The organism is Myroides guanonis, assembly GCF_900114085.1.
Lineage (GTDB): Bacteria > Bacteroidota > Bacteroidia > Flavobacteriales > Flavobacteriaceae > Flavobacterium > Flavobacterium guanonis.
In genome coordinates this window covers 102,128-128,636 of sequence record NZ_FORU01000008.1, presented here as the reverse complement: position 1 = coordinate 128,636, position 26,509 = coordinate 102,128, and the positions used below count along the sequence as shown (strand labels likewise).

Annotated in this window: 30 protein-coding genes; 26 read left to right on the top strand and 4 right to left on the bottom strand. The window is 32.7% G+C overall.

What is annotated here, in order from left to right:
* Positions 1-622: 622 nt before the first annotated feature.
* From BM024_RS08460 to ybeY, 3 genes are read right to left on the bottom strand one after another with little or no spacing between them, the layout of a single operon-like run.
* A complete protein-coding gene (locus BM024_RS08460) occupies positions 623-1,471 on the bottom strand; it encodes a class I SAM-dependent methyltransferase (RefSeq protein ID WP_090679221.1) in 849 nt (282 codons plus the stop codon).
* A gap of 33 nt (positions 1,472-1,504) precedes the next feature.
* Positions 1,505-3,382, bottom strand: coding sequence for a tRNA uridine-5-carboxymethylaminomethyl(34) synthesis enzyme MnmG (mnmG, locus tag BM024_RS08455; protein ID WP_090679219.1), 1,878 nt, complete (start codon positions 3,380-3,382; stop codon positions 1,505-1,507).
* 42 nt (positions 3,383-3,424) lie between these two features.
* Complete coding sequence (ybeY, locus tag BM024_RS08450) at positions 3,425-3,844, bottom strand: rRNA maturation RNase YbeY (RefSeq protein WP_090679217.1); 420 nt, start codon at positions 3,842-3,844, stop codon at positions 3,425-3,427.
* A gap of 770 nt (positions 3,845-4,614) precedes the next feature.
* On the opposite strand from ybeY, the gene BM024_RS08445 reads away from it, so the two are divergent.
* A complete protein-coding gene (locus BM024_RS08445) occupies positions 4,615-5,214 on the top strand; it encodes a hypothetical protein (RefSeq protein ID WP_143077744.1) in 600 nt (199 codons plus the stop codon).
* Positions 5,215-5,272: 58 nt separating this feature from the next.
* On the opposite strand, the gene BM024_RS08440 is transcribed toward BM024_RS08445, so the two are convergent.
* Positions 5,273-6,514 (bottom strand): NAD(P)/FAD-dependent oxidoreductase, encoded by a 1,242-nt coding sequence (locus BM024_RS08440; protein WP_090679214.1) that lies wholly within the window; start codon positions 6,512-6,514, stop codon positions 5,273-5,275.
* A 105-nt stretch (positions 6,515-6,619) separates the two neighbouring features.
* On the opposite strand from BM024_RS08440, the gene BM024_RS08435 reads away from it, so the two are divergent.
* From BM024_RS08435 to BM024_RS08315, 25 genes are all read left to right on the top strand, one after another.
* Entirely contained in the window at positions 6,620-8,137 is a 1,518-nt protein-coding gene (locus BM024_RS08435) for a flexirubin biosynthesis tyrosine ammonia-lyase FlxA (RefSeq protein ID WP_090679213.1), read from the top strand.
* A 4-nt stretch (positions 8,138-8,141) separates the two neighbouring features.
* Entirely contained in the window at positions 8,142-8,873 is a 732-nt protein-coding gene (gene fabG / locus BM024_RS08430; RefSeq protein WP_090679211.1) for a flexirubin biosynthesis SDR family reductase FlxB, read from the top strand.
* A gap of 13 nt (positions 8,874-8,886) precedes the next feature.
* Positions 8,887-10,107: a beta-ketoacyl-[acyl-carrier-protein] synthase family protein gene (locus BM024_RS08425; RefSeq protein ID WP_090679236.1), complete on the top strand. Its 1,221-nt coding sequence runs from the start codon at positions 8,887-8,889 to the stop codon at positions 10,105-10,107.
* Positions 10,108-10,114: 7 nt separating this feature from the next.
* Positions 10,115-10,363: an acyl carrier protein gene (locus BM024_RS08420; RefSeq protein ID WP_090679238.1), complete on the top strand. Its 249-nt coding sequence runs from the start codon at positions 10,115-10,117 to the stop codon at positions 10,361-10,363.
* An 8-nt stretch (positions 10,364-10,371) separates the two neighbouring features.
* On the top strand, positions 10,372-11,259 hold the full coding sequence (locus BM024_RS08415) for an LpxL/LpxP family acyltransferase (protein WP_090679209.1): 888 nt from the start codon (positions 10,372-10,374) through the stop codon (positions 11,257-11,259).
* 11 nt (positions 11,260-11,270) lie between these two features.
* Complete coding sequence (locus BM024_RS08410) at positions 11,271-12,179, top strand: hypothetical protein (RefSeq protein ID WP_090679207.1); 909 nt, start codon at positions 11,271-11,273, stop codon at positions 12,177-12,179.
* 4 nt (positions 12,180-12,183) lie between these two features.
* Positions 12,184-13,317, top strand: coding sequence for a dialkylresorcinol biosynthesis protein DarB (locus tag BM024_RS08405; protein WP_090679205.1), 1,134 nt, complete (start codon positions 12,184-12,186; stop codon positions 13,315-13,317).
* A 2-nt stretch (positions 13,318-13,319) separates the two neighbouring features.
* Entirely contained in the window at positions 13,320-13,763 is a 444-nt protein-coding gene (locus BM024_RS08400) for a hotdog family protein (RefSeq protein ID WP_090679204.1), read from the top strand.
* Positions 13,750-14,208, top strand: coding sequence for a hotdog family protein (locus tag BM024_RS08395; protein ID WP_090679202.1), 459 nt, complete (start codon positions 13,750-13,752; stop codon positions 14,206-14,208). Before BM024_RS08400 ends, BM024_RS08395 begins: the two co-directional genes overlap by 14 nt.
* Positions 14,209-14,210: 2 nt before the next feature.
* A complete protein-coding gene (locus BM024_RS08390; RefSeq protein WP_090679200.1) occupies positions 14,211-14,615 on the top strand; it encodes a flexirubin biosynthesis protein DarG in 405 nt (134 codons plus the stop codon).
* Position 14,616: 1 nt separating this feature from the next.
* Positions 14,617-15,615, top strand: coding sequence for a BtrH-related acyltransferase DarH (locus BM024_RS08385; protein ID WP_090679198.1), 999 nt, complete (start codon positions 14,617-14,619; stop codon positions 15,613-15,615).
* A complete protein-coding gene (locus BM024_RS08380; protein ID WP_090679196.1) occupies positions 15,615-16,364 on the top strand; it encodes an ABC transporter ATP-binding protein in 750 nt (249 codons plus the stop codon). The genes BM024_RS08385 and BM024_RS08380 overlap by 1 nt, the downstream gene beginning before the upstream one ends.
* Positions 16,357-17,640, top strand: coding sequence for an ABC transporter permease (locus tag BM024_RS08375; RefSeq protein WP_090679194.1), 1,284 nt, complete (start codon positions 16,357-16,359; stop codon positions 17,638-17,640). The genes BM024_RS08380 and BM024_RS08375 overlap by 8 nt, the downstream gene beginning before the upstream one ends.
* A complete protein-coding gene (locus tag BM024_RS08370; RefSeq protein WP_090679192.1) occupies positions 17,615-18,061 on the top strand; it encodes an acyl-CoA thioesterase in 447 nt (148 codons plus the stop codon). The genes BM024_RS08375 and BM024_RS08370 overlap by 26 nt, the downstream gene beginning before the upstream one ends.
* 1 nt (position 18,062) lies before the next feature.
* Positions 18,063-19,199: a beta-ketoacyl-[acyl-carrier-protein] synthase family protein gene (locus BM024_RS08365; RefSeq protein ID WP_090679190.1), complete on the top strand. Its 1,137-nt coding sequence runs from the start codon at positions 18,063-18,065 to the stop codon at positions 19,197-19,199.
* Positions 19,189-19,809: a 3-oxoacyl-ACP synthase gene (locus tag BM024_RS08360; protein ID WP_090679188.1), complete on the top strand. Its 621-nt coding sequence runs from the start codon at positions 19,189-19,191 to the stop codon at positions 19,807-19,809. The genes BM024_RS08365 and BM024_RS08360 overlap by 11 nt, the downstream gene beginning before the upstream one ends.
* 1 nt (position 19,810) lies before the next feature.
* A complete protein-coding gene (locus tag BM024_RS08355; protein WP_090679187.1) occupies positions 19,811-20,068 on the top strand; it encodes a phosphopantetheine-binding protein in 258 nt (85 codons plus the stop codon).
* 2 nt (positions 20,069-20,070) lie between these two features.
* On the top strand, positions 20,071-21,267 hold the full coding sequence (locus BM024_RS08350) for a beta-ketoacyl-[acyl-carrier-protein] synthase family protein (protein WP_090679185.1): 1,197 nt from the start codon (positions 20,071-20,073) through the stop codon (positions 21,265-21,267).
* Positions 21,268-21,272: 5 nt separating this feature from the next.
* Complete coding sequence (locus BM024_RS08345) at positions 21,273-22,268, top strand: beta-ketoacyl synthase N-terminal-like domain-containing protein (protein ID WP_090679183.1); 996 nt, start codon at positions 21,273-21,275, stop codon at positions 22,266-22,268.
* Positions 22,262-23,005, top strand: a complete 744-nt coding sequence (locus BM024_RS08340) for a polysaccharide deacetylase family protein (RefSeq protein ID WP_090679181.1) — start codon at positions 22,262-22,264, stop codon at positions 23,003-23,005. The genes BM024_RS08345 and BM024_RS08340 overlap by 7 nt, the downstream gene beginning before the upstream one ends.
* Before the next feature lie 2 nt (positions 23,006-23,007).
* Positions 23,008-23,640 carry a flexirubin biosynthesis/transport protein LolA2 gene (locus tag BM024_RS08335; RefSeq protein ID WP_090679179.1) on the top strand — a complete coding sequence of 211 codons (633 nt, stop codon included), beginning with the start codon at positions 23,008-23,010 and terminating at the stop codon, positions 23,638-23,640.
* The gene (locus tag BM024_RS08330) at positions 23,618-24,235 is read left to right on the top strand and encodes a flexirubin biosynthesis protein LolB2 (RefSeq protein WP_090679177.1); all 618 of its coding nucleotides are present in this window, start codon (positions 23,618-23,620) and stop codon (positions 24,233-24,235) included. Before BM024_RS08335 ends, BM024_RS08330 begins: the two co-directional genes overlap by 23 nt.
* 212 nt (positions 24,236-24,447) lie before the next feature.
* Positions 24,448-24,813, top strand: a complete 366-nt coding sequence (locus BM024_RS08325) for an ApeI family dehydratase (protein ID WP_090679175.1) — start codon at positions 24,448-24,450, stop codon at positions 24,811-24,813.
* 8 nt (positions 24,814-24,821) lie between these two features.
* Entirely contained in the window at positions 24,822-25,304 is a 483-nt protein-coding gene (locus BM024_RS08320) for a hypothetical protein (RefSeq protein ID WP_090679173.1), read from the top strand.
* A 12-nt stretch (positions 25,305-25,316) separates the two neighbouring features.
* Complete coding sequence (locus BM024_RS08315; RefSeq protein ID WP_090679171.1) at positions 25,317-26,507, top strand: DUF2062 domain-containing protein; 1,191 nt, start codon at positions 25,317-25,319, stop codon at positions 26,505-26,507.
* Positions 26,508-26,509 lie beyond the last annotated feature (2 nt).

Here is a 26,509-nt window from a genome sequence, read left to right as displayed (position 1 = left end):
TGTAAATCATTTTTCAATGACGTAGAGAGAATTAAATATATTATGTTCTTCTATGTTTTTCATCCAACCATTCAATTACAACAAAAGAAAACAGTCATTGCGGGCTACGACCCGCAATCTCTTAATAAAATCTTTTCACAATGACGTAGGGAACTAATGAGATTGCGAAACGAATTCAAATGTCCGATATAGATTCTATGAGTCCGATACGATTTTCATCCTCTATATAAATAAAAGATCGCAAATCCTAGTAATAACATATCCTTTAGCATAATCACTAATTATTGAAAGCGACTAGCCTCCCGTAGAAACATGCACTTACCTCGTTCTGTATACGTTCAGAACACGGCATTACCACGCTCAAGAGTAGAAGCATCTATGCTTTATCTATACTTCATCCCTACTGTAAAGCAGAAGGAAAGCACAATAATGACTTCTTCAACATTGAAGAAATCAGCATTTATAATTCATTTCTCCTATTCTATCAGATTTTATATTATAAAAAAACAAAAGCGGTTTAAGATTATAAATAATAATCTTAAACCGCTTTTGTTTTTCCTTTCTAACAATCATTTTCATTCTACAAACTAAAACGATTGCTTAAATTACACTCAAATACTTTCTAGTTCTTTCTTAACTTATAAATGATAGATGAGAACTCAGTTGTTTTTCTAGCTTTCATATTTGATTTTAAACCTATCCAAAAAGCTTTTAATACATTCGATTTTCCATTTTTATATTTTTCTGAAAGCAATGAAACATAAAAACTATCAAACCACATTGGGTATTTATTATCTAAACTAAACTGATATTTTTCAAATAATAGCTTTATAGATGTTTGTGAAAAATGCCATAAATGCCTTGGAACATCATAAGCAGCCCAAAACGATTTATAGTATTTTGCATCATATGATTTGTAATTTGGAACAGCTATTAAAAGAATTCCATCCTTTTTCAATACTCTTTTAATAGCTATTATTTGAGAATTCAGATCAGGTATATGTTCTAGAACATGCCACATAGTTATTAGATCTACAGAATTCGAATCTATCAATTCAAGATTCTCAACTATAGAAACCCCTTTACTTTTTGCAATTTCGCATGCTTTATAATTTGGTTCTAATCCCAATGTCTTCCATCCTACCTTCTTCGCTCCTACTAAAAAATCACCAGTACCGCATCCAATATCTAGTATAGTTTTTCCATTTAAACTAAAACCTTCAATTAATTTGACCTTAGATTGAATAGTTATTCCCTTTACTATTTGATAAGCTTTTTCAAACCAATTGCGTTTAGAGTCTGTATGAGAAATATAATCTTCACTCTCATAATAACGATTCAAATCCTCACCTTGCGGTTGAGGATTTGTTTTTAAAAGTTCAAGTTCTGTATCCAAATACAGTTCGAAAGTTTCTCCACTGACAGAATAATCTCTTAATTTTAAAACTTTCTCTGTAGCTTTTATATCCATATTAAATTTTAATAAGGTGTTCCACGTGGAACATTACCTACCCATATGTATTAATAGAATAGAAATATCAGTAGGTGTAACTCCACTTATACGTGAAGCCTGAGATATACTAATTGGACGAATCTTCTTAAATTTCTCTTTAGATTCATAAGACAAAGACTTTATTTTATCATAGTCAAAGTTCTCTGGAATACGAACATCTTCCAATCTCGTTAGTTTATCAGCATTATTCCTTTCCTTTTCAATGTACCCAGAATACTTAACTTGTATCTCAGCTTGTTCAATAATTTCCATATCTAAATCATGTTCTTCAATGAACTCCTGAACTTTTTCAAACTTTAAAATATCACTCAATTCAATCTGAGGTCTTGAAAATACCTTAAACATTTTATCAGGTTGTGTCATCAAAGAAGACTCTTTCGCTTCTAATATAGGATTTGCTTCCGCTAATGTTACGCTAGTCTCCTTAAAGAAATTCACGAAACTTTCAGATTTTGACTGCTTAATATCCATCCTTTGCATACGCTCTTTACTAGCTAAACCTAATTCATAAGATAATGGTGTTAATCTAAAATCAGCATTATCTTGACGAAGTAAAGTTCTATACTCAGCACGAGACGTGAACATTCTATAAGGCTCTTCAGTTCCTTTAGTAATTAAATCATCTATTAAAACTCCAATATAAGCTTCATCTCTACGAAGAATAAAAGGTTCCTTTTCATTCACTTTTAGATGAGCATTCATACCAGCCATTAAACCTTGAGAAGCCGCTTCTTCATATCCAGTCGTTCCATTAATCTGTCCAGCAAAATACAATCCTCCTACTAATTTTGTTTCAAGCGTATGCTTTAATTGTATTGGTGGAAAGTAATCATATTCGATTGCATAACCTGGTCTAAACACTTTTACATTTTCAAAACCAACAACAGAGCGTAAAGCTTTAAACTGAACTTCTTCAGGTAAAGAGGTAGAAAAACCATTCACATAAATCTCACAAGTATTCCATCCTTCTGGCTCAACAAAAATCTGATGTCTATCTTTATCAGCAAAACGATTAATCTTATCTTCAATAGATGGACAATAACGCGGTCCAATACTTTTGATTCTTCCAGCAAACATTGGTGACCTATCAAAACCTTCACGTAACAAATCGTGCACTAAAGGAGAAGTATAAGTCATATGACAATCGCGTTGCACAGTTAAAGGTTTTGTAACATCTAGGTAAGAAAACTTAGAAGGATTTACATCTCCTGGTTGTGGTTCCATTTTAGAATAATCCAAAGATCTACCATCCACTCGTGGAGGAGTCCCCGTTTTCATTCTTCCTGATTCAAAACCAAGAGCCACTAAATTTTCAGTAATTCCAAAAGAAGCACCTTCTCCTGCTCTACCACCTCCAAACTGTTTCTCTCCAATATGGATTAATCCATTCAAAAAAGTACCGTTTGTAAGAATTACCGCTTTCGCTTTTATTTCAATTCCTAAAGAAGTTCTAACACCAATAATCTTATAGTTCTCTACTAAAAGACCAGTAACCATATCTTGATAAAAATCTAAATTAGGAGTGCCCTCCAACATTAATCTCCAAGTCTCAGAAAAACGCATACGGTCTGATTGTACTCTTGGAGACCACATAGCAGGTCCTTTAGATTGATTCAACATTTTAAATTGTATTGCTGTTTGGTCAGACACAATTCCAGAATAACCACCAAGAGCATCTATCTCTCTAACGATTTGTCCTTTTGCGATACCTCCCATTGCAGGGTTACAAGACATCTGTGCGATGTTTTGTAAACTCATTGTAATCAATAAAGTTTTAGAACCCATGTTAGCAGCAGCAGCAGCAGCCTCTGAACCAGCATGACCACCTCCTACTACAATAACATCATAATCTACATTAAATAAACTCATTGTTTCACGTGGAACATTTAATTAATAATAAATAAGAAGAACTTATTGTTCCACGTGGAACAACTTAATTTTCTCATCCTCTTTAGAACGCATAAGCAATTCTTCAGCTTCACTTTTGTCTAAATAACCACAGTAATGCAAAATACCATGAGACATAACTCGAAGTAATTCTTCTGAAAATAATACACCTAATTCCAATGCATTCTCTTTAACTCTATCTATAGAGATAAATATATCACCTGAAATTATCTTCCCCTCCGTATAATCAAAACTAATGATATCAGTATACGTATCGTGATCTAAATAATCTACATTAATCTTGTGTAGATATTCGTCAGTACAAAATATATAATTTATCTCTCCTTCAATAAAACCTTCTGATTCTAATATAGCTTCAATCCAACTTGTATATTTGTCCTCATCAACAAGCGTAAAATCCAATTCATAGTTAAATGATATCATAGTATTACTTTCAATTTTTTTTAAATAAAACTAGAGCAAAGTTACAATGAAAATTAAAATTTGACTGACAATCAAATCATAAAAGATGAATCCAGATTTCATTTTACAATTCATTTCAATTTTTAATTCATTTTTTGTTATCAACACTATATTATAATAGATAAATAAATTTTAAAATTTTAAAAAGATCTTTCTTCTTTATATTGCTTGTTAATATCTACAATAACTTTATCTGATATAATAGAAATGCTCACTTATTAAAAGTTATCAACATTTGTAATATATATAAATACCTAATTATAATGTACTTACAATATTTTAAAAAAATGCATTATCATATATCAACACAAATTTGATAATAAGTCGAGTTGTTAATAGTTGTTGATAACTAGGTGTAGTTATACAAATAGCAAACCTAAAAGTAATTGAAAATAAATTTTGAAATCTCATTCGGGTTTGAGTATTGAAAATTTATTGAATTAAACAAAAAATAGTTATTGTTTTCTTTAGATACTTATCAACATATTAGACCACATTGTAAAGCATTGAAAATCAATCTTTGTCAACTGGATATTAACAACGCATTATTTTACTGTTATTTATCATTGAAATTTGGGTTGTTTATAGTTGATTTGTAGTATGTTATGATAATTTAAAGATATCAACAATGACTTTACTTCATTTATTTACGATAAAAAATAACGACTATTTTTTAAACTCAATTATTAATATATACATTCGTATCCTTAAATATTAATAGTTTAGTATATATGAAAAGATTTGTTTTAATATCTCTATTTCTAATGTCAATAAGCGGTTTTTCTCAGAAGATAGAAAACCAAGAAGGAGATTTTAAATTTTTAAAAGGAGCTTCCAAAGTAGAAGTTAAATTTGACTATTCTAACTTGAAATTACTTAAAGTTAATTTCACTGAAGAAGAATATATAGCTGATAGGAAAAAGCAATTGAATGGGAAGCAAAACGGTGTAGGAGATAATTGGGAAGCAAAATGGAGAGATAGCAGATTAGGTATGTGGCAACCAATGTTTCTAAAATTGTTGACTAGTATAGCAACTAATAAAACAAATATTCAATTTGTAACAGATGATTCAACAAGTGAATACGTAATGCTTGTAGATGTTTTATGGATTTATCCAGGTTGGGACGCATTTAAGCAAAAGGCTAAGGTAACTAGCAGAATTTCAATTTTCAAAAGAAGTGATATGAATACTCTATTGGTTACATTAGACGCAATAGAAGCTCCTGGAGACCAATTTTTCAATAATTTCGATGATGGACTAAGAGTTGGAGAAGGATTTGCTAAAACGGCTAAAACACTTGAGAAAATGATCGCTAAAGAAGCTAAGTAGTTTTTAAATTGAAAACATTATAAAAAAAGCCCCCTTGATAATTTCAAGGGGGCTTTTTTTATTTATTATCATTGTCATTCATTTTAATTAAATGAGCCATATTTTTAATAACGCTATTGTGTTTTAGAACAAAAGGATTCTCTCTATCCCATACATATCCTGCCAAAACAGCACATATTTTTCTTTTCACCTCAGGATTTTCAGGTTGATGGAAAAACAATTCTTGTAGATTTCCGGTGTACCATTCTTTGATGTAGGTAGTAAAAACATCAATACCTTCATTTATATAGTCAGCATATTCTGCTTTCCAATCTACGTTTATTCCCTGAATTTGTTTGTGAGCTAGTTTTGCAGCTAAAAGTCCTGATTCTGTCGCAAAGCAAACCCCTGAAGAAAATACAGGATCTAAGAATTCAGTACTATTTCCCGTTAGAACATATCCATTTCCAAACATTTTTTCAACACTAACAGAATAGTTAGACAGCTTTCTAGGTTCGAAGATAAAAGGAATATCTCCAAAGCGCTTTATGTAAAAGTCCGACAATTGAATAGCTTTCTGTAAAGCTTCTCTTGTATCGTCTCCTAATGAATCTATATAATCCGTTGGTCCAACGATACCTAAACTAGTATTACCATTAGAAAAGGGAATAACCCATAACCACACTGTTGTTTCTAGAATATCGAAGGAAATCATTGTTCCCTCCTCTCCTTCTAGTCGGTTGGTATCTACAACATGAGTAAAAATAGCTGAATGAGGACTTAATTTTGATTTAGCCTCCAGTTTTAGTTGTCTAGGTACTACTCTTCCGTAACCACTAGCGTCAATTAAAAAGTTAGCATGTATAGTTCTTGTATTACCATTTATATCAGAAACAGTTACTATGGATTTAGTACCTTCAAAATCAATATTTAACACTTCAGTTTCAAAGGCTATATCAACTCCTTTTCGTTGCATTTCATCTGTAATAGCTTTGTCAAAATCAGCCCTTGGAATCTGCCAAGTCCAATCCCAACCTTCAGAAAATTTATCACTAAAATCAAAATGACAGATTTGTTTTCCGCGAATAAAGCGAGCACCTTCTTTCTTTTGAAAATCATATTCCAATAAAGCAGGTAATAGCCCAGCTTCGTCAAAGTTATCCATCACTCTTGGAATTAAACTTTCTCCAACAACAATTCTCGGAAACTTTGTTTTTTCCACTACTTTCACAGAAACCCCCATTTTATGCAAGTAACTTGCTGCTACACTCCCAGATGGTCCTGCGCCAATAATTAGGACATCGATATTTTCAATTGCCATTATATAGTGATTATTATGTTAATAGTATTAAATTTGACCCGTATTTTATTTGCGTCAAATGTAAATAACATAAGCTAAATACAAAAATAATTAATAGGCCTATTAATGAGTAAACTAAATAGTTACTTATCACTAGAAGATTTTATAAATTTTCTAAATGGAGATAAAGAAATCTCCTTGTCAGATAGTTTGATTAAAAGAGTTGATGACAGTTTTAATTTTCTTTCCGACTTTTCAAAAAATAAAGTGATATATGGTGTGAATACAGGGTTTGGACCTATGGCACAATATCGTATTCAAGATGAAGAGTGCATAAAACTTCAATATAATTTAATTAAGAGTCACTCGACGGGTACAGGTCAGCCATTATCAGTAGAGCAGGTTAGAGCTTCAATTCTAGCTCGTTTAAATTCATTGTCTTTGGGTTATTCTGGAATTCATATCCAAGTAATTCAATTGATGAAGGAACTTTTAAATAGAAGAATTACTCCATTAATTTTTTCTCATGGTGGTGTTGGTGCGAGTGGTGATTTAGTTCAATTAGCACATTTAGCATTAGTTCTAATTGGAGAAGGAGAAGTTTTTTATAAAGGGGATCGCAGAAGTACCAAAGAAGTTTTTGAGTTAGAGAATTTAAAACCAATAGAAATTCATATACGAGAAGGAATCTCATTGATGAATGGAACCTCAGTTATGACGGGAATTGGAATACTGAATTGGTACAAAGCAGATAAATTAATGAATTGGTCTGTTTCTATAGCTTGTGCTATCAATGAAATAGTAGCTGCTTATGACGATCATTTTTCAAAAGAATTGAATCAAGCAAAATTGCATAAAGGGCAACAACACATTGCAGAGTTGATGCGTAATCATTTAGCAGATAGTAAAATGATTAAGAAACGTGAAGAACATCTCTATAATGGAACGAATCAAGAAGCTATTTTTAAAGATAAAGTTCAAGAGTATTATTCTATAAGATGTATTCCTCAGATATTAGGACCAGTTCACGATACACTTCTAGAAGTGAAAAAAGTATTGGAAAACGAAATCAATTCAGCCAATGATAATCCAATAATAGATGTTGAATCTAAGCAGGTATATCACGGAGGAAATTTCCATGGAGATTACATCTCATTAGAAATGGACAAGATGAAGTTAGTGGTAACTAGAATGGCTATGTTGGCAGAAAGACAACTAAACTATTTATTAAACACCAAAATCAACGAGTTATTACCTCCATTTGTTAATTTAGGTAAGCTAGGTTTTAATTTTGGAATGCAAGGAGCTCAATTTACAGCAACATCAACCACAGCAGAATGTCAAGCATTATCAACTTCTATGTATGTGCATAGCATTCCAAATAACAACGATAATCAAGATATTGTTAGTATGGGAACGAATGCTGCTGTTTTATGTGATAAAGTGATAGAAAATTGTTTTGAAGTATTTGCGATTGAATTAATAACTTTGGCGCAAGCAATTGATTATTTGGATTGTAAGGACAAATTAACGACTTCAACATTGGCATGGTATAATGAAGTGAGATCAAAAGTACCAGCGTTTAAAGAAGATCTTATTATGTATCCGTATATTCAAGAAATCAAAGATTATTTAAAAAATTAGAAATATGAAAGTAGCATTAGTAACGGGAGGATCTAGAGGAATTGGAAAAGCTATTTGTCTTCGATTAGCTCAAACTAGAGATTATCATATATTAATAAACTATCAATCTAATAAAGAAAAGGCCTTAGAAACCTTAAAGGAAGTTGAAGATTTAGGAGCAACAGGAGAAATACTTCCATTTGATGTAAGCAATCATATAGAAGTTACCGAAGTTTTAAGTCGTTGGGTTGAAGCTAATCCTGAAGCAGTTGTAGAGGTTGTTGTAAATAATGCTGGTATAACAAGAGATGGATTATTCATGTGGATGCCTTATGAAGATTGGAATAAAGTCATTCAAACTAGTTTAAATGGCTTTTACAGTGTTACACAATTCTTCATCCAAAAAATGTTGAGAAATCGATATGGACGTGTAATTAACATAGTTTCGGTATCAGGATTAAAAGGAACAGCAGGCCAAACCAATTATTCAGCAGCAAAAGCAGCTATAGTAGGAGCAACGAAATCACTTGCACAAGAAGTAGCTAAACGCAATATTACTGTGAATGCGGTAGCTCCTGGTTTTATAGAAACGGATATGACAGAGAGTTTAGATACCAAAGAATTGGTCAAGATCATACCTGCAAATCGTTTTGGTAAAGCAGAGGAAGTAGCAGAATTAGTAGGATTTTTAGCTTCGGATAAAGCTAGTTATATTACTGGTGAGGTAATAAATATAAATGGTGGAATTTATTCATAAACAATATAATGAGATGGAAAGAAGGGTTGTAATAACTGGTATGGGAATATATTCTTGCTTAGGTTTGAATATAGAAGATGTCACTCAATCACTTTATAAAGGGACTTCGGGGATTATTTATGATCAAGAACGCCATATTCAAGGATTTAGATCTGCTTTTACAGGTATGGTACCAAGACCTGATTTAAAGGCAACTTTAAACAGAAGACAAAGATTGTCCATTGGAGAAGAAACTGAGTATGCCTATGTTGCTACTTTGGAGGCGATGCAAAATGCTGGTATAACCATGGATTTTTTAGAAAATAATGAAGTAGGAATACTGTATGGAAATGACAGTGTTTCAAGAGCAGTTGTTGAAGCAGTAGATATTTTTAGAGATAAAAAAGATACTTCTTTAATAGGATCAGGTGCAATATTCAAATCGATGAATTCAACAATAACAATGAATTTATCCACGATATTTAAATTAAGAGGAATAAATATGACAATTAGCGCGGCTTGTGCTAGTGGGTCACATGCTTTAGGTTTGGGATATACCTTGATAAAGAGCGGGATGCAAGACATGATAATTTGTGGAGGAGCTCAAGAAATTAATCCATTTGCTATGGCAAGTTTTGATGGTTTAGGTGTTTTTGCGGAGGAAGGAATAGACCCAACTAAAGCTTCAAGACCTTTTGACAGAGATAGAACAGGATTGGTTCCTAGTGGTGGTGGAGCAACTTTAATATTAGAAAGTTATGAATCTGCTATAAGACGTGGTGCACCAATTGTTGCAGAAGTATTAGGGTATGGATTTTCTTCTAACGGAGGACATATTTCAACACCAAACGTTGATGGACCAGCAACAGCTATGAGAAGAGCTATAGCCGATGCAGGAATCGATGTAGCTTCTATAAAATACATAAATGCCCACGCTACTTCTACACCTTTAGGAGATGCAAATGAAGCAAAAGCAATCTATGAGGTTTTTAAAGATTCTAATCCGTTTGTAAGTTCGACAAAATCACTTACAGGCCATGAATGTTGGATGGCAGGAGCTAGTGAAATTATCTATTCAACCTTAATGATGAATTCTAATTTTATTACAGCTAATAAAAATTTTGAAAATGCTGATGAGGATTCGGCTCGTTTAAATATTGTTAAAGAAACGTTAGAACAAAAATTTGATATATATTTGTCGAATTCTTTTGGATTTGGTGGAACGAATTCTGCCTTGATTGTTGGAAAAATATAAATTAAAGATGAATAACGAAGAGATTTTAGAAAAAATTAATCAGATTTTAGTAGAGGAGTTTGAAGTTGATAATGAGGTTATTGAAGCAAATAATAACCTTAAGGAGAGTTTAGATTTAGATAGTTTAGACTATATTGATTTGGTGGTTTTAGTAGAGTCGAATTTTGGAGTAAAATTAGTAGAAGCTGATTTTAGAGAATTGGTTACTTTTCAAAATTTTTACGATTTAATAGAACGTAAAATGTCTAAAAACTAAATGAATTCATGGCGCAATGGGAAGGTAAATCAAAAGGAAACCTACTAGGGTATAAGATTTTCGTTTTTTTACTTAAAAAATGTAACATACGAATAGCTTATAGTGTTTTGGTTTTTGTTGCATTATATTATTCCTTAACCGCTTGGAAATCTAATAGTTCTCTTTTTTATTATTTACATAAACGACAAGGATTTAATTTCTTTAAATCGATATTTTTAGTTTACGGTAGTTATTTTAGATTCGGACAAGTTTTGATTGATAAGACGGCAATTTCACTTGGTTTAAGAAATAGATATACTTACGATTTTGACGGTATTGAAATATTAAAAGATTTATTAGAAGAAAAAAAAGGAGCAATTTTAATAAGTGCACATGTTGGCAATTTTGAAGTAGCTGAGTTTTTCTTTGCAGATATTGATTTTAAGTCACAGATTCATTTGGTTACTACCGATAGAGAGCACAGTCATATAAAAGACTATTTTGAAAGTATTTCTATTAAGACGAATTTGAACTTTATAGTTGTTAAGGATGATTTGTCTCATATTTTTGAAATCAATAATTGCTTATCTAACAATGAAATTATATGCTTCACTGGAGATAGATATTTTCCTGGAAATAAGACACTAAAAACAAGTTTTTTAGGAGAGGATGCATTATTTCCTGCAGGACCTTTTAGTATTGCGTCGAGAATGAATGTGCCAGTTGCTTGTGTTTATGTAATGAAAGAAAAGAATCTTCATTATCATTTATATACACGACGTGTATCAGTAAAACACAGAGATGCACAGCATTTATTGGAATCATATTGTTCAAGCGTCACGAATATATTAAAGAAATATCCATTGCAATGGTTTAATTACTACGATTTTTGGGAGAAACCAAAAGCGAGTAAATAAATGGATTTTATATGAAAAGTGTACTAGTAGTTTATTATAGTCAAACAGGGCAATTAAAAAAAGTTCTAGACCGTGTGTGTGAACCCTTAAAGGATTCTAGCAGATATGAGATTGACTATTATGAGATTGAAATGACAAAGGAATATCCGTTTCCATGGAAGAAGGAGGATTTCTTTGGTGTTTTTCCAGAATCTTTTAAACAGTTAGAACAACCTTTTTTACCACCTAAAGATTCTATTTTAAACAAAAAATACGACCTTATTATTCTAGGATACCAAGTATGGTATTTAACCCCTTCTATTCCTATTAATTCATTTTTAAAGAGTGAAATAGCGCAACAGTTATTACGCGACACCCCTATTATTACAATAAGTGGTACTAGGAATATGTGGGTAATGGCTCAAGAAAAAGTGAAAGAATTACTAATTCAGTGTAAAGGAAATTTAGTAGGGAATATAGCTTTGGTTGATAGAAATGTAAATCTTGTAAGTATTGTAACAATAGTAGATTGGATGTTTACAGGCTTACAAAGAAAATTATACGGAATATTTCCAAAACCAGGTATTTCTCCTGAAGAAATTGAAGACAGTATTCGTTTTGGAAGAACAATACAGAATCATTTAGATTCAGGTGATTATATAGAATTACAAACAAATTTAGTAGCTCAAGGAGCAGTAGAAATACGACACTTTTTAGTTTCTATGGATAAGAAGGCAAACAGACTATTTTCTATTTGGTCAAATCTTATTTTGAATAGTAAAGCTGAGAAGAGGTCTTTTTTATTAAAGTGTTTTAATGTGTATTTACTTGTTGCAATATGGCTTATTTCGCCAATTGTACATCTAATTCACCTTATTACTTACCCAATAAATTATAATAAAATCCGAAGGGATAAGACTTATTTTGAAGGAGTTAAATAAAAATATGGAAAAAGTTTATATCACTAAAGTTTCTAAATTTTTACCAAATAATCCTATTTCAAATGACGAAATGGAAGATGTTTTGGGAAAAATTGACTCACAAGCTTCAAAGGCAAGACGAATAGTATTGCGAAATAACGGAATTGAAAACCGTTATTATGCTTTAAATAAAGAAGGTGTTGTTACACACAATAACGCCCAATTAACTTTAGAAGCAGTTAAAGGCTTGTTTGATGGAGATTTAGACATGTCTTCAATTGAGGTGTTATCCTGTGGAACATCAACACCTGATAGCTTACTTCCATCCCATGCAGCAATGGTTCATGGACTGATGAAGACAAAATCATTAGAATTGAATTCTTCATCTGGTGTTTGTTGTTCTGGAATGAACGCTTTGAAATTCGGATATTTATCTGTGAAAGCAGGAAATTCTGAGAATGCTGTTTGTACAGGTTCAGAGAGAGTATCCACATGGATGCAATCAAATCGTTTTGAAGCAGAAGTCCACAATTTGAAAAAACTAGAAGAAACACCAATCATAGCTTTTAAAAAGGATTTTTTACGTTGGATGTTGTCAGACGGTAGTGGTGCTTTTTTACTGGAAAATAAACCGAGAGAAACTACTTCATTAGAAATAGAATGGATGGATTTCTATTCATTTGCTTTTGAATTAGAAGCTTGTATGTATGCAGGAGGAGATAAGTTAGAAGATGGAACGATTAAGCCTTGGAGTGAATTTACAACTGCAGAATGGTTAACTGAATCGGTATTTTCGCTAAAGCAAGACGTAAAAATCTTAAATGATAATATTTTAGATAAAGGAGTTGAGAGTATGGCTTCGGCGTTGTTGAAGAACAATACAAAGGTTAGCGAAATAGATTACTTTTTACCTCATGTATCTTCACATTTTTTTGTGGATGCATTATACAATAAGTTTAAAGATGCAGGTTTGGAGATTCCAAAAGAAAAGTGGTTTATGAATTTGAAACACGTTGGAAATGTAGGATCTGCTTCTATCTTTTTGATGTTGGATGAATTATTTCATTCAGGCAAGCTTAAATCAGGAGATCGCATTTTGTTATCCGTTCCTGAGAGTGGACGTTTTTCTTATGCCTATGCTTATTTAAAAGTAGTTTAATCATGAGGAAAGAATTAATTGAACGAACTACAGTTTTAGAGCTAATACCACAAAGAGCTCCTTTGGTTATGGTAGATGCTCTTTATAGTTTTAATGAAACAGAAATAGAAGCCGGATTAAGCGTTTCTAGCAACAATATTGGAGTTGTTAATAATTATATGCACGAAAGCGGAATAATTGAACATATGGCTCAAACGGTAGCTTTACATACGGGATATGATTATTTTCTAAAAAAGCTCACACCTCCTACTGGTTATATAGGAGCAATTAAGAAAATAGACATTTATAGACTTCCAAAAGTTGGGGAAGAACTTATTACTCACGGAAGAATTATTCAAGAATTCTTGGGAGTGACTTTAATAGAACTCACTACCTTTTGTAATGGAGAGAAAATCGCAGCTGGTGAAATGAAAACGGTTATTGCTAAGACAGATGAAAGTCAATAATAAAGTAATAGAAATACAGAATTATTTGCCTCATCGCAGTCCGATGTTAATGGTAGATATCATTACTGAAATCAATCAGAAAAGCGTTACAACTAATTTCGAAGTAAAAAGGGATAATCTGTTTATTGTTGATGGAGTATTAACAGAAAGCGGATTGATTGAAAATGCAGCTCAAACGTGTTCTGCTATTGTAGGTCAAAATTTTTTCTTTGATGAAAATCAAGAAGAAAGGCAAGATGTTGATGTGATTGGTTTTATAAGTTCAATAAAGAAAATCACTGTTTTCAAATTGCCAAAGGTTGATCAAACTATACAAACAGAAGGAACTTTGATATCTAAGATGGATGGAGAAGGTTTTTCAATTTGCGTCATAGCAGTTAGTAGTTATGTAGATCAAGAAAAATTGTTAGAAGCAGAGATGAATCTCTTTTTACAAAAACAATAGTTATGAAAGAATCCGAAGTACCTCAAGACACTAGCAGTTTAGGTGAAAATAGTCTAAAAGAGCTTTGTTATGCAGTTAATGAAAAAGGAGAATATGTTACGGCATTAAGTGCGGGATGGGAACCAAAAACGATTGTTCAACAAGCAACCTTAGATGCAATAAGTGTTAGAATAGAAGAAGCGAAGCAGCAAGTAGAACAAGGAATTGTAAGTCCAATTGTTTATTATATGGAATTGCAACGCATGGATTTAACCACTTTAGCAGCCTATGTTAAACTGTGGAAATGGCGAGTTAAAAGACATTTTAACCCAACCACATTCAATAAATTAAACAGCTCTATTTTGGAGCGTTATGCAACTGTTTTTAATATTACTATAGAAGAATTAAAAACATTTGGAAAGAGATAATATGGAATTAGAATTTAAACATAGACAAGCAGCCCACTGTGAAAATGGAGTAGCTTCAAATTTACTGAGCAATCAAGGTATTGAAATCAGTGAACCTATGGCATTTGGAATTGGTTCCGGATTGTTTTTTGTTTATCTACCTTTTGTAAAAGTAAACCATGCACCTGCAATTAGTTATAGACCGTTACCAGGTCTTATCTTTAACAGACTAGCAAAGCGTTTGGGGTTAAAAGTAAAACGCATAAAATTCTCAAATAAAACAAAGGCACAGCAAGTACTTGAAAATACGCTTGAAAACGGGATTCCATGTGGTTTACAAGTAGGTGTTTATCATCTGCCTTATTTTCCAGATGAATATCGATTCCATTTCAACGCTCATAATCTAGTGGTTTTTGGAAAAAACGGTAGTGATTTTTTGGTAAGTGATCCCGTAATGGAAACGACAACAAAGTTAACTGCAGTAGAATTGGAGAAAGTTCGATTTGCACAAGGAGCTTTTGCACCTAAAGGTCAAATCTATTATCCAGTTGAAATCCCCAATCACATCGATTGGGAAAAAGCAATAAAAAAAGCTATTAAGAAAACTTGTAATGATATGTTAGCACCCGTTCCTATCGTTGGAGTTAGAGGAATGCGAATGGTTGCGAGAGCTATCTTAAAATGGCCTAAAAAACATGGAGTACCCAAAGCGAATCACTACTTGGCTCAAATGGTTCGTATGCAAGAAGAAATTGGTACTGGTGGTGGAGGTTTTCGCTTTATATATGCAGCATTTTTGCAAGAAGCCGCACAGAAATTAAACATGCCCTCATTAAACGATTTTTCAAAAGAAATGACTCAAATTGGGGACTCTTGGCGTGATTTTGCTGTTAATGCAGCACGTGTTTATAAAAAGAGAAAGAATGGAGAAGATGTCTATGAACAACTATCTAAAGAATTATTCGATTTAGCAGCTAGAGAGGAAGTGTTTTTTAAGAAACTTAAAAAAGCAATCACTTAATGAATGCTATTATTGACATACAAGGTATTTATAAAAAGTACAAAGAGAGCGAATTTTTCTCTGTTGAGGATGTTAATCTTCAAATTAAAAAAGGAGCATTTTTCGGATTATTAGGACCTAATGGGGCTGGTAAAACAACTTTGATTTCCTTGCTATGCGGATTGATTAAACCCACTACAGGAAAAATACTAATAGAAGGAAAAAACTATGAATCCTTTGAAAAACAGATAAAACAAAATATTGGAGTAGTTCCACAAGAATATGCCCTATACCCTACTCTATCTGCCTATGAAAACCTTTTGTACTTTGGAAGTATGTATGGTTTAAAAGGAAAAGAATTAAAGAAAAGCATTGATTATTACCTCGATTATTTGGGTTTAAAAGAACACGCACATCGTTCGATTCAATCTTTTTCAGGAGGAATGAAAAGGCGAGTTAACCTGATTGCAGGTATATTACACAACCCCTCTATCCTGTTTTTAGATGAACCAACCGTTGGAGTTGATTTGCAGTCTCGATTGATTTTAGTCGATTTATTAAAAGAGCTACACAAAAAGGGAACTACCATTATTTATACTTCTCATCACCTACATGAAGTACAAGAATTATGTGAGACCATTGCAATTATTGACAAAGGAAAAATATTTGCTTTAGGGTCTAGTGAAGAGCTGATGGAAAAAACACAGACAACCAATCTAGAAGCCGCATTTTTAGCATTGACTGGAGTAAACCTAAAGGAACATGAATAAGTTTTACATGACCCTAAGGAAAGAGTTTTTGATTTTATTCAAAGATTTGGGTGGATTGGCAGTTTTGTTCATAATGCCTGTTGTGCTTGTTATTGTCGTTACTCTTATACAGAATAATACTTATGAGAATATCACCAATCAGAAGATGAAAGTTTTAGTCATTGATAATGACAAGGAAAAAGTTTCTCAACAAGTATTGGATGAAATTACACAATCTGGTAGTTTTGAGATTATTCAATCTCTTGATGGAGTTACACAATTAGATGAAAATCGATTGCAAGAAGAAGTAATAAAGGGAAATTATCAACTAGCTATTGTGATACCACCAAACCTAACATCTAATATTCAAAAGCAAATAGATAATAATGTAGAGCAGGTTTTGGAAGCGGTAGTAGAGAGTTCAGAATCAAGTACAGCCGTTGAATCGCAGTCAGAACAAGAAGTTCGTCTCTATTTTGATCCTGCATTGCAAATTGCTTTTAGAGAAGGTATTAAGAGTGCAATAGATAAAATTGTTGGTAGAATTGAAAATAAATTCATTTACCAAGCTTTTGCAGAACAACTCGATTTACCTGAAAACTCCGAATTTTTAGAACAAAAGAATTTAGTGGTTTTCAATGAAATCATTCCACAAGAAAAGGAATTGATTGTATTGCCAAATGCAGTACAACACAATGTACCTGCTTGGTCTTTATTTGCTATATTTTTTATAATTGTTCCTTTTGCAATGAATTTGCTCAAAGAAAAGAACCAAGGAACAAAAGTGCGTTTATATACAATGCCTACGAATACATTTATTCTTTGGGCAGGTAAAATAGTAACCTATTTAGTGATTTGTATTTTACAGTTTTATCTGATTTTAATAGTAGGTAGATATGTCTTTCCTTTAATAGGTTTAATGCCGTTTATGATAGGTGGTCAATTGCTTAATTTGACAATTTTAACTCTTGCAGTTGGATTAGCTGCTATTTCTATAGGAGTACTATTCGGAACATTTGCTAAAACAGAAGAACAGTCTTCACCTTTTGGAGCTACGTTTGTTGTAATATTAGCTGCTGTTAGTGGTGTTTGGGTACCTACTTTTGCAATGCCTATTGCAATGCAATACATTGCAAAATTATCTCCTATGAATTGGGGATTGGAGGGTTACTATACACTTCTACTAAGGCAGGGTACTTTATGGCAAATTAAGTATGAGATTATTTTGCTACTTTTGTTTTCTTCATTAATGATCTCAATTGCTTTGTGGTATGATAAGAAAAAAAGATCTTTATAAAGAGATGGAAGGTTTAACAGTTGAGGTTGAAACGCGTGTTCGATTCAATGAAACAGATGCCTTGGGTATAGTGTGGCACGGGAATTACCTTACCTATTTTGAAGATGCAAGAGAAGCTTTTGGAAGAAAATATGGCATATCTTACTTGGATATGTTAAATGAGGGTTATGTGACACCAATAGTATCTTCTAGTTGCAGTCATAAACATACTCTGAAATATGGAGATGTAATAAAAATTTGCGCTACTTATATAGTGACAAAAGCAGCTAAAATCATTTTTAAATACAGAATTGTAAATCAGGAAAATCAACTGGTTTGTACAGGAGAGACAGTTCAAGTCTTTTTGGATAAACACAATAATTTGTCGCTAGCTATTCCTCCATTTTACGATGAATGGAAAGAGAATTTAGGAGCTTTATAGTATGAAGAAGGTTTATATAAATAAGGCAAATTGCTTTAGTCCATTAGGATTTGGTATAAATGATACTTGGAATGCGATTTCGAAGGGAGACTCTGGTATTCGAAAAATAGAGAAACTCGGAGAAATTGAAGATTTTTGCGCAGGAATCTTTAAAGAGAATATCATAGAAGAAACCTTTGCACACTTAAATTTAGATTCCAATACATATACGCGCTTAGAGAAATTAGCACTCATTACCTTAAACCCTATTGTAGAGAAAGGATTAATAAGTTCACGAACTGCTTTAGTCATTGCTACAACCAAAGGAAACATACAAGAACTAGAAAAGGGAAATTTAAACGGGGCTAGTATTTCTTTATTAGCTTCGAAAATTACTACACACTTTGGATTCAAGAACCAACCAATTATTATTTGTAATGCATGTGTATCGGGTTTAATGGCTGTTGCAACAGCAAAGCGTTTAATTCAAATGAATCAATTTGAAGATGCTTTTGTATTGGCATTAGATGAAATTACTCCATTTGTGGTATCGGGATTCTCAAGTTTTCAAGCGATGAGTAAGGAAGTTTGTAAACCTTTCGATAAATCAAGAACGGGAATTAATTTGGGAGAAGCAGCAGCTGCTGTATATGTGAGTAAAGAAATAAAAAACAAAGATAGTTTTGAGATACTAGGAGAAGCGTCCATTGCAGATGCCAATCATATTTCAGGACCCTCAAGAACGGGAGAAGGATTGTATTTAAGTATTCAAAGCGCTCTGCGTGAAGCGGAGATTTCTTCTCAAAATATTGATGTAGTTTCAGCACATGGAACCGCTACACTTTACAATGATGAGATGGAAGCCATTGCTTTTGATAGAAGTGGACTTGCAGAAAAACCAGTTCACAGTTTAAAAGCTTATTTTGGACATACATTAGGAGCAGCAGGTTTGTTGGAACTAATCGTTTTAATGGAGAGTTTGAAGAATAATAAGACAATCATTTCCAAAGGATTTGAAGAACTTGGAGTTTCTATTCCCTTAAATATTACTACCAGTATTATTGAACAAGATTTAAAAATTGGATTAAAAACAGCTTCGGGATTTGGTGGATCAAACACAGCACTTTTAATTAAAAAAGTTTTAGAAAATGAATACTAGTACTGTGTATATCAGCCATTGGTGTTCAATTGAGGCTGGAGAGATAAAGAGAAATGGAGAAATTCTTTTTTCAAAGGAATCTGAAGAGATTGAATTGAATGATTTGTTGAAAGCTTATTACAGAGAAAAGAACATATCATATCCTAAGTTTTTTAAAATGGATACCTTGAGTAAACTGGCTTTTATAGGTTCAGAAGTGCTTTTGGAGAACATTGAATTGGAAAAACCTAACTTAGATGTGGGATTGGTTTTGAGCAATTCAAATTCAAGTTTAGAATCTGATAAAAATCACTGTGAATCAATAAGCGATAAAGATAATTTTTATCCTAGTCCCGCTGTCTTTGTATATACATTGGCAAACATATGCTTAGCGGAGATTAGTATTCGACATACTTTGCAAGGAGAAAACGCCTTTTTCATAAGTGAAAAGTTTGATGCCGAAACCATGTGGAATTACACCCAATATATGTTTGAAACAAATAGAGTAAATCGCGTAATATGCGGTTGGGTAGATTATTTAGACGGAGGATATAAACTCGTTTTTTACCTCGTAGAAAAACAAGGAAATAAACAACATACAATAGAAGAATTACAAAATATATTTAATTGAAATGGAAGATTTAAAGAAAGAATTAAAGGTTAAGATTATTGAAGTATTGAATTTAGAAGACATTGAACTTTCAGAAATAGGAGATCAAGATGCTTTATTTGGTGATGGATTAGGATTAGATTCTATCGATGCACTCGAATTGATAGTTTTAATGGATAAAGATTATGGAATCAAATTGAGCGATCCAAAAGAAGGACGTGAGATTTTCCAATCAATAGAAACCATGGCAGCTTATATTGCGGCTCATAGAACAAAATAAAGATGCAAGAGCGTATAGTTATCACAGGAATGGGGATCGTATCTGCGATAGGAACAAGTGTAGAAGAAAATTTAGAAGCTTTGTTAAAACGAGAATCTGGTTTAGGGCGTTTAAGTCTTTTCGATTCTATTTACAAAGATCAAATACAAGTTGGCGAAGTCAAACTAACAGATAAGGAGTTAGAAGAAAGCCTACAAATGGATTTGAATGATAACTATACGCGCACAACTTTATTGGGAATTTATGCAGCAAAACAAGCAGTTGAAAATGCTTCCATAGAAGATATAAACGACTGTAGAACTGGATTAATATCTTCGACCTCTGTTGGAGGTATGGACTATATAGAGCGATATTATACAGAATTTGCTACAAACCCTCAAGTTGTAAAATACATCACGAGTCAAGAAGCAGGTGCTTCAACAGACAAAATTGCAAACTATTTAGGACTTAAAGGATATGTTAGTACAATTAGTACTGCCTGTTCTTCAGCAGCCAATGCTATCATGATGGGATGCCGCATGATAAAATCAGGTAAATTAGATCGTGTTATAGTGGGAGGCACAGATGCACTTTCCAAATTCACTATAAACGGTTTTAATACACTGATGATTTTGTCAGACTCATTAAACAGTCCCTTTGACCAAGATCGAAAAGGATTGAATTTAGGAGAAGCAGCAGCCTATATAGTAATTGAAAAAGAATCGATAGCTAGAAACGCAAACAGAGCCATTTTAGGCGTTGTAAGCGGATATGGCAATGCGAATGATGCCTTTCATCAAACAGCCTCTTCTGAGAACGGAGAAGGCGCTTATTTGGCTATGGAAAAAGCCTTGACTATGGCAGGATTAGAATCAAATCAAATAGATTATATCAATGCACATGGTACAGCAACACCTAATAACGATTTGTCAGAAGGTAGAGCTATTGAGCGAATCTTTGTTGATAAAGTTCCTTATTTCAGTTCAACGAAACCTTATACAGGACATACACTAGCAGCTGCGGGTGCTATAGAAGCCGTATACAGTTTGTTGGCAATTGGACATCAAAAAGTCTTTGCAAATTTAAATTTCAAAACACCTATGGAAGAGTTGAACATACAACCTCAAACAGAAACTTTGGATTTGCCATTGCAACATGTAATGTCTAATTCATTTGGGTTCGGAGGAAATTGTTCCACTGTAATTTTCTCAAAGGCATAGAAATTATGAGTAAAAATACTATCTATATTAACGGTTTGGGCTCTGTTAGCATTCAAGAACAGTCGAGGAATTTCGACCTTTCAACTATGCTTGAAATACAACAAGGTATAAATCTTGCCAAACAACCAAGTTATAAGGATTTAATGCCTCCTGCTTCGCTTAGAAGAATGAGTAAAGGAGTAAAAATGGGTATGTATGCCGCAAAAATTGCATTGCAAGAATCCGATATTAAAACTCCCGATGCTATAATAACAGGAACTGGTTTAGGATGTTTGATCGATTCTGAAAAGTTTTTAGAACTGTTGTTAGAAAACGATGAAAACCACTTAACACCTACTGCTTTTATTCAATCTACACACAATACAGTTGGAGGACAGATTGCATTGCAAATGGGCTGTAAAGGATATAATTTTACGTATGTTCATCAAAATAGTTCTTTTGAATCGGCTTTGTTGGACGCTTTTTTACAAATAAAAGGATCGGAATTAGAAAATGCCTTAGTTGGTGGTATAGATGAGGTTGGTTCTTCTACATACAAGAATTTACAAATTGCAGAAAAGATAAATACAGAAGAGCAATTGTTTGAATCAGGTGTAAATGCTGCTGAGGGGGCTACTTTCTTTTTTTTAAACAAAGAAGCAACAGAGAAATCTTATGCAGAAATACTAGATATCTCTATAGAAAATACAATGGATAAAAACCGAATAGAAACGTTTTTGTCTGATAATAACATAGCTATTCAAGAGGTTGGATCTCTCTTTTTAGGTTCTTGTGAATTAGCCGTTGATAAAGAATACTTTTCTTCGTTTGAATCCTTATTTCCAACGGCAGAAAAAGTACTGTATAAAAGATATGTGGGACATCATCATACAGCTTCTGCATTTGGATTGTTGTTGGCAGCAGAACATGCCCAAAAACAAGTGTGCAATGAAAAGTACACGCTTTTATACAATCAGTTTGAAGGCAAAGACCACAGTTTGATATTATTAAAAAAATGCTGAGAAAAATCATCTATATACTGTTTTTTATACTAGCAGTACTACTGCTTTATAATAGCTTTTATTGGTGGCTATCACTTCTTTCTTTTCTTTTTATAGGTGTTTTATCTTGGGGTTCATTTGATGTTCGCCTAAGCTTTTTTACGCCTATTATTTCAAAATCTCCTTATCCAAAGCACCGCACTATTGCGTTAACTTTTGATGATGGCCCTACTAATTTTACTCCTCAGGTTTTAGACTTATTAAAAAAACACAATGCGAAAGCTACTTTCTTTTGCATTGGAACTCAATTAGAAAAACACCCCGAAATCGCACAAAGAATCTTCGAGGAAGGGCATTGCTTAGGTAATCACAGTTATTCACATCCTACTAAGATGGGTTTTCTGTCTGTAGAGGAAGTTTCTTCTGAAATAGAAGGCTGTGAGCAGGTTTTTTTCAGACAATTCAACTTTAAACCTGACTATTATAGACCACCTTTTGGGGTTACAAACCCAAAAATTGCAAAAGCCCTTAAGAGGTTTGATTATAAAGTTATAGGGTGGAACAATCGTTCTTTGGATACTGTTTTAAAATCGGAGCAGGCTATCTTTGAACGTGTTTATAAAAAAGTGAAGTCGGGTGACATTGTTTTAATGCATGATACTTCTTTAAAAAGTGTATTGGCATTAGAATTGTTATTAAATCAATTGAGTGTAGATAATTATAGATTCGTTACTATAGACGAATTATTAAATAAATAGATATGAAAAAATTTTATGCCTTGTTAGTATGGTGTGTAATGAGTATTGCAATAAGTTATGCTCAAGAAGTACCTATGACAAAACTTCAAATAGAAACTTTTAATAAGGAGGTTAGCAATAAGAACAAAGAAATAAAAACGATAGACACCGATTTCATACAGTATAAAAACATTAGTTTTATGTCTAAAGAGATTGAATCTAAAGGCAAAATGCTATTGTCTATTCCCAATAAATTACTGTGGAAATACAATAGTCCTATTGCATATAGCGTGTTGTTTAACAATCAGAAAATAAGTATCAACGACCAAGGCAAGAAGAACAATATTGATTTAGGAAATAATAAAAAGTTTGCAAAAATCAATAATCTAATCGTATCAAGCGTTAGCGGACAGATGTTTGATGAGAAGGAATTTTCTATCCGTTATTTCATGGATAAAAAGCGACGAATCGCAAAGATGAAACCTATAAACAAAGAGATAAGTCAGTATATCAGTGAAATAGTATTGTATTTTGACGAAGGACAGAATACAGTTAGTGAAGTGAAATTGATTGAACCCTCTGCTGATTACACTAGAATTGTTTTTGTAAATAAGAAGCTGAACACGAAGATCGATGAGAAAAGTTTTTCTAACTAGTTTATTAATAATCTTAGTTTCCAGTTGTAGCGTTTATCAAGGTCCGGTAGATTCAAAAAAGGATTACAACTCTAATGATGAAACCGTAGAAAACGCCGTGTTTGCGACTATTGGAGAAGAACACGTTTTCAGGGCAGAAGTAAAAGTTTTTAAAAAAGAACTTAGCGGTATGCTAATCGTCAAGCGCATGAACGAAGAAGAACATCGCATAGTGTTGACATCTGATTTTGGAAATACTTTGTTTGATTTTTCTATTTATAAAGAAGGTTATAAGGCGAATTATGTGATGCCTGATTTGAATAAGAAAATAGTTCTAAATATGTTGGCTCATGACTTTGGTTATTTGGTAAGATCTCAATATCAACCAATTGAAAAAGCAGTGAATGAAAGTCAAATCGTTTATAAGTCGAAAGAGAAGAAAGGACAATCTTTTATAATTGTAAATACAAAGGATAAGGAGGTAAGAGAAGTGATTTATTCTAAAACCTACAAACCAAAAGTTCGATATAAGTTTGGAGAGGAGGTCAAAGGGATAATTGAAATAGAACATCTCAATTTACCACTCAACATAAAGTTAATTCCCATTGATTTTTAGAGGAGACAATAGTTTTGGAAAACCGCATTCAGTGCGGTTTTTTTATATAATTATCTAAAAAACGTTGTCTACAACAATATTATAGCAAAAAAATATATTGAGATTTTAGAATTTTGATGATGAAAGCAAAGAGTTGTACGCTGTATTAGGATTTTATTTAAGCATACCGTTTTTTTAATTAGTTTTGTGAACTGAATGACAACTATATAAATATGATGTTGAAAGAGTTTTATAGCGTAGAACAATTTGAAAAAGAAGGAGATTCTTATTCAGCTGTGATTCTACTAAATGAGAATCACTCCATTTTTGAAGGACATTTTCCACAGAACCCTGTAATGCCTGGTGTTTGTATGATGCAAATTGTAAAGGACATCGTTGAAAACACTTTTGAGAAACAGCTTTTTATGCAACAAGTTTCAAATGTTAAATTTATGTCGTTGATAAATCCTTTTGATTCAAACAGTATCAGATTAGATTTTACTGTTAATGAATTGGATTCTACATTTAAAGTCAAGAGTAGTATAACCCACAAAGGAGTAACTGCTTTTAAGATGAATAGTAGTTATTTAGAAAAATAAAATAAGCGATGAATATAGTATTTCTTTGGTTTATTAGTCTTGTTAGTGTTTTTCAACAACCCTCAGATTCATTGATAAAAAGTTTTCAACGAGCTGGAGAGAACGTAGAGTCTGCAAAAGAATTTCATAATAAGACGACGAGTTTGAAAGAGAATTCAGCGCAACGAGAAGTATATGAAGGAGCCGCTTTAATCACTTTAGCTAAATATGAAAAACAGTTAAAGAAGAAAAAAGAGTTGATGCAAGAAGGAGCAGGAAAGTTAGAAGTAGCTATAGAGCAACAACCAAATAATGTAGAATATAGGATGGTTCGATTAATACTTCAAGAGAACCTACCAAAAATTGTCAAGTATAATAAGAATATAAAATCAGACAAGGATTTTATAGTACTCCATTTTAAAGATCAGAATAAAGTCTTGAAAGAATGGATAAAGGAATATGCAAAAGAGTCAAAAAGCTTTACAGAGAGTGATCGTGCAAAGCTGCAATAAAACAATAATAGAATGGGAACACAAAACCTTATTGCGATAACCAATGAAATTGATGAAAGGGGAATTTGTGTGCTTATCCCAACGTATAATAATGATAAAACTTTAGAGAGAGTTCTCGATGGAGTTTTAGCATATACTTCACACGTAATAGTTGTAAATGATGGTTCTACAGATTCTACTAGTTCCATTTTGTCTAAGTACAAAGATTCTCTAACAATTTTAAATCAGCCAACCAATAAAGGAAAAGGAGTTGCGTTGAGGTTGGGGCTTGAATATGCAAGAACTCAAGGTTATTCTTACGCAATTACTATAGATTCCGATGGTCAACATTATCCAAGTGATATTCCCGTTTTTGTAGAAGCGCTGAAAGACCATGTTGAAGAAGAACCTTTGTTGTTAATTGGTTCAAGAAATATGAATCAAGAGGGCATTCCAAAAAAGAGTAGTTTTGGAAATAAGTTCTCTAATTTTTGGTTCTGGTTTGAAACGGGTATTTCCCTTACGGACACCCAATCTGGATATAGAATGTATCCTTTGAATAAACTTGCCAAAAAGTATTTTACTACTAAGTTTGAGTTTGAGATTGAAATAATTGTTCGTGCTGCTTGGCGCGGGGTTAAAGTAAAAAACATACCTGTTAGCGTGTTGTATGATAGTTCTGAAAGAGTATCACACTTTAGACCTTTTAAGGATTTTACTAGAATAAGCATATTGAATACGGTATTGGTAATCATTACATTAACTTATATCATACCTAGGAATTTTGTAAAGGGTTTTAAAAAAAAAAGTTTTAAGAGTTTTGTAAAAGAAGATATTCTAGGAAGTGGAGATTCTGCGGCTATTAAAGCGTCTTCCATAGCATTGGGTACTTTTATTGGATTAACTCCTCTATGGGGCTTGCATAGCTTTTTATCCTTGTTTTTGGCTATTAGTTTACGGCTTAATAAACCTCTTGCGTTTGCTTTTTCTAATATCAGTATTCCTCCTATGATTCCTATCATTATTTATTCCTCTTTGCAGATTGGCTATTTTATAATTCCAAATTCAGCAGCTAAAGCGGAGTTCACAGATTTTAATTTTCATACCGTATCCAATCACTTGATGCAATATGTAGTGGGAAGTTTTAGTTTAGCGCTTTTAATGAGTGCAACACTTGGAACATTGAGTTATGGTTTACTCGTTTTAATGAATAAGAATCGATAAAA

Bases quoted from the DNA above. Each gene is read 5' to 3' on its own strand.
- BM024_RS08460 (WP_090679221.1), bottom strand. From the start codon at position 1,471: ATGGATATAAAAGCTACAGAGAAAGTTTTAAAATTAAGAGATTATTCT.
- mnmG (WP_090679219.1), bottom strand. From the start codon at position 3,382: ATGAGTTTATTTAATGTAGATTATGATGTTATTGTAGTAGGAGGTGGT.
- ybeY (WP_090679217.1), bottom strand. From the start codon at position 3,844: ATGATATCATTTAACTATGAATTGGATTTTACGCTTGTTGATGAGGAC.
- BM024_RS08445 (WP_143077744.1), top strand. From the start codon at position 4,615: ATGAAAAGATTTGTTTTAATATCTCTATTTCTAATGTCAATAAGCGGT.
- BM024_RS08440 (WP_090679214.1), bottom strand. From the start codon at position 6,514: ATGGCAATTGAAAATATCGATGTCCTAATTATTGGCGCAGGACCATCT.
- BM024_RS08435 (WP_090679213.1), top strand. From the start codon at position 6,620: ATGAGTAAACTAAATAGTTACTTATCACTAGAAGATTTTATAAATTTT.
- fabG (WP_090679211.1), top strand. From the start codon at position 8,142: ATGAAAGTAGCATTAGTAACGGGAGGATCTAGAGGAATTGGAAAAGCT.
- BM024_RS08425 (WP_090679236.1), top strand. From the start codon at position 8,887: ATGGAAAGAAGGGTTGTAATAACTGGTATGGGAATATATTCTTGCTTA.
- BM024_RS08420 (WP_090679238.1), top strand. From the start codon at position 10,115: ATGAATAACGAAGAGATTTTAGAAAAAATTAATCAGATTTTAGTAGAG.
- BM024_RS08415 (WP_090679209.1), top strand. From the start codon at position 10,372: ATGGCGCAATGGGAAGGTAAATCAAAAGGAAACCTACTAGGGTATAAG.
- BM024_RS08410 (WP_090679207.1), top strand. From the start codon at position 11,271: ATGAAAAGTGTACTAGTAGTTTATTATAGTCAAACAGGGCAATTAAAA.
- BM024_RS08405 (WP_090679205.1), top strand. From the start codon at position 12,184: ATGGAAAAAGTTTATATCACTAAAGTTTCTAAATTTTTACCAAATAAT.
- BM024_RS08400 (WP_090679204.1), top strand. From the start codon at position 13,320: ATGAGGAAAGAATTAATTGAACGAACTACAGTTTTAGAGCTAATACCA.
- BM024_RS08395 (WP_090679202.1), top strand. From the start codon at position 13,750: ATGAAAGTCAATAATAAAGTAATAGAAATACAGAATTATTTGCCTCAT.
- BM024_RS08390 (WP_090679200.1), top strand. From the start codon at position 14,211: ATGAAAGAATCCGAAGTACCTCAAGACACTAGCAGTTTAGGTGAAAAT.
- BM024_RS08385 (WP_090679198.1), top strand. From the start codon at position 14,617: ATGGAATTAGAATTTAAACATAGACAAGCAGCCCACTGTGAAAATGGA.
- BM024_RS08380 (WP_090679196.1), top strand. From the start codon at position 15,615: ATGAATGCTATTATTGACATACAAGGTATTTATAAAAAGTACAAAGAG.
- BM024_RS08375 (WP_090679194.1), top strand. From the start codon at position 16,357: ATGAATAAGTTTTACATGACCCTAAGGAAAGAGTTTTTGATTTTATTC.
- BM024_RS08370 (WP_090679192.1), top strand. From the start codon at position 17,615: ATGATAAGAAAAAAAGATCTTTATAAAGAGATGGAAGGTTTAACAGTT.
- BM024_RS08365 (WP_090679190.1), top strand. From the start codon at position 18,063: ATGAAGAAGGTTTATATAAATAAGGCAAATTGCTTTAGTCCATTAGGA.
- BM024_RS08360 (WP_090679188.1), top strand. From the start codon at position 19,189: ATGAATACTAGTACTGTGTATATCAGCCATTGGTGTTCAATTGAGGCT.
- BM024_RS08355 (WP_090679187.1), top strand. From the start codon at position 19,811: ATGGAAGATTTAAAGAAAGAATTAAAGGTTAAGATTATTGAAGTATTG.
- BM024_RS08350 (WP_090679185.1), top strand. From the start codon at position 20,071: ATGCAAGAGCGTATAGTTATCACAGGAATGGGGATCGTATCTGCGATA.
- BM024_RS08345 (WP_090679183.1), top strand. From the start codon at position 21,273: ATGAGTAAAAATACTATCTATATTAACGGTTTGGGCTCTGTTAGCATT.
- BM024_RS08340 (WP_090679181.1), top strand. From the start codon at position 22,262: ATGCTGAGAAAAATCATCTATATACTGTTTTTTATACTAGCAGTACTA.
- BM024_RS08335 (WP_090679179.1), top strand. From the start codon at position 23,008: ATGAAAAAATTTTATGCCTTGTTAGTATGGTGTGTAATGAGTATTGCA.
- BM024_RS08330 (WP_090679177.1), top strand. From the start codon at position 23,618: ATGAGAAAAGTTTTTCTAACTAGTTTATTAATAATCTTAGTTTCCAGT.
- BM024_RS08325 (WP_090679175.1), top strand. From the start codon at position 24,448: ATGATGTTGAAAGAGTTTTATAGCGTAGAACAATTTGAAAAAGAAGGA.
- BM024_RS08320 (WP_090679173.1), top strand. From the start codon at position 24,822: ATGAATATAGTATTTCTTTGGTTTATTAGTCTTGTTAGTGTTTTTCAA.
- BM024_RS08315 (WP_090679171.1), top strand. From the start codon at position 25,317: ATGGGAACACAAAACCTTATTGCGATAACCAATGAAATTGATGAAAGG.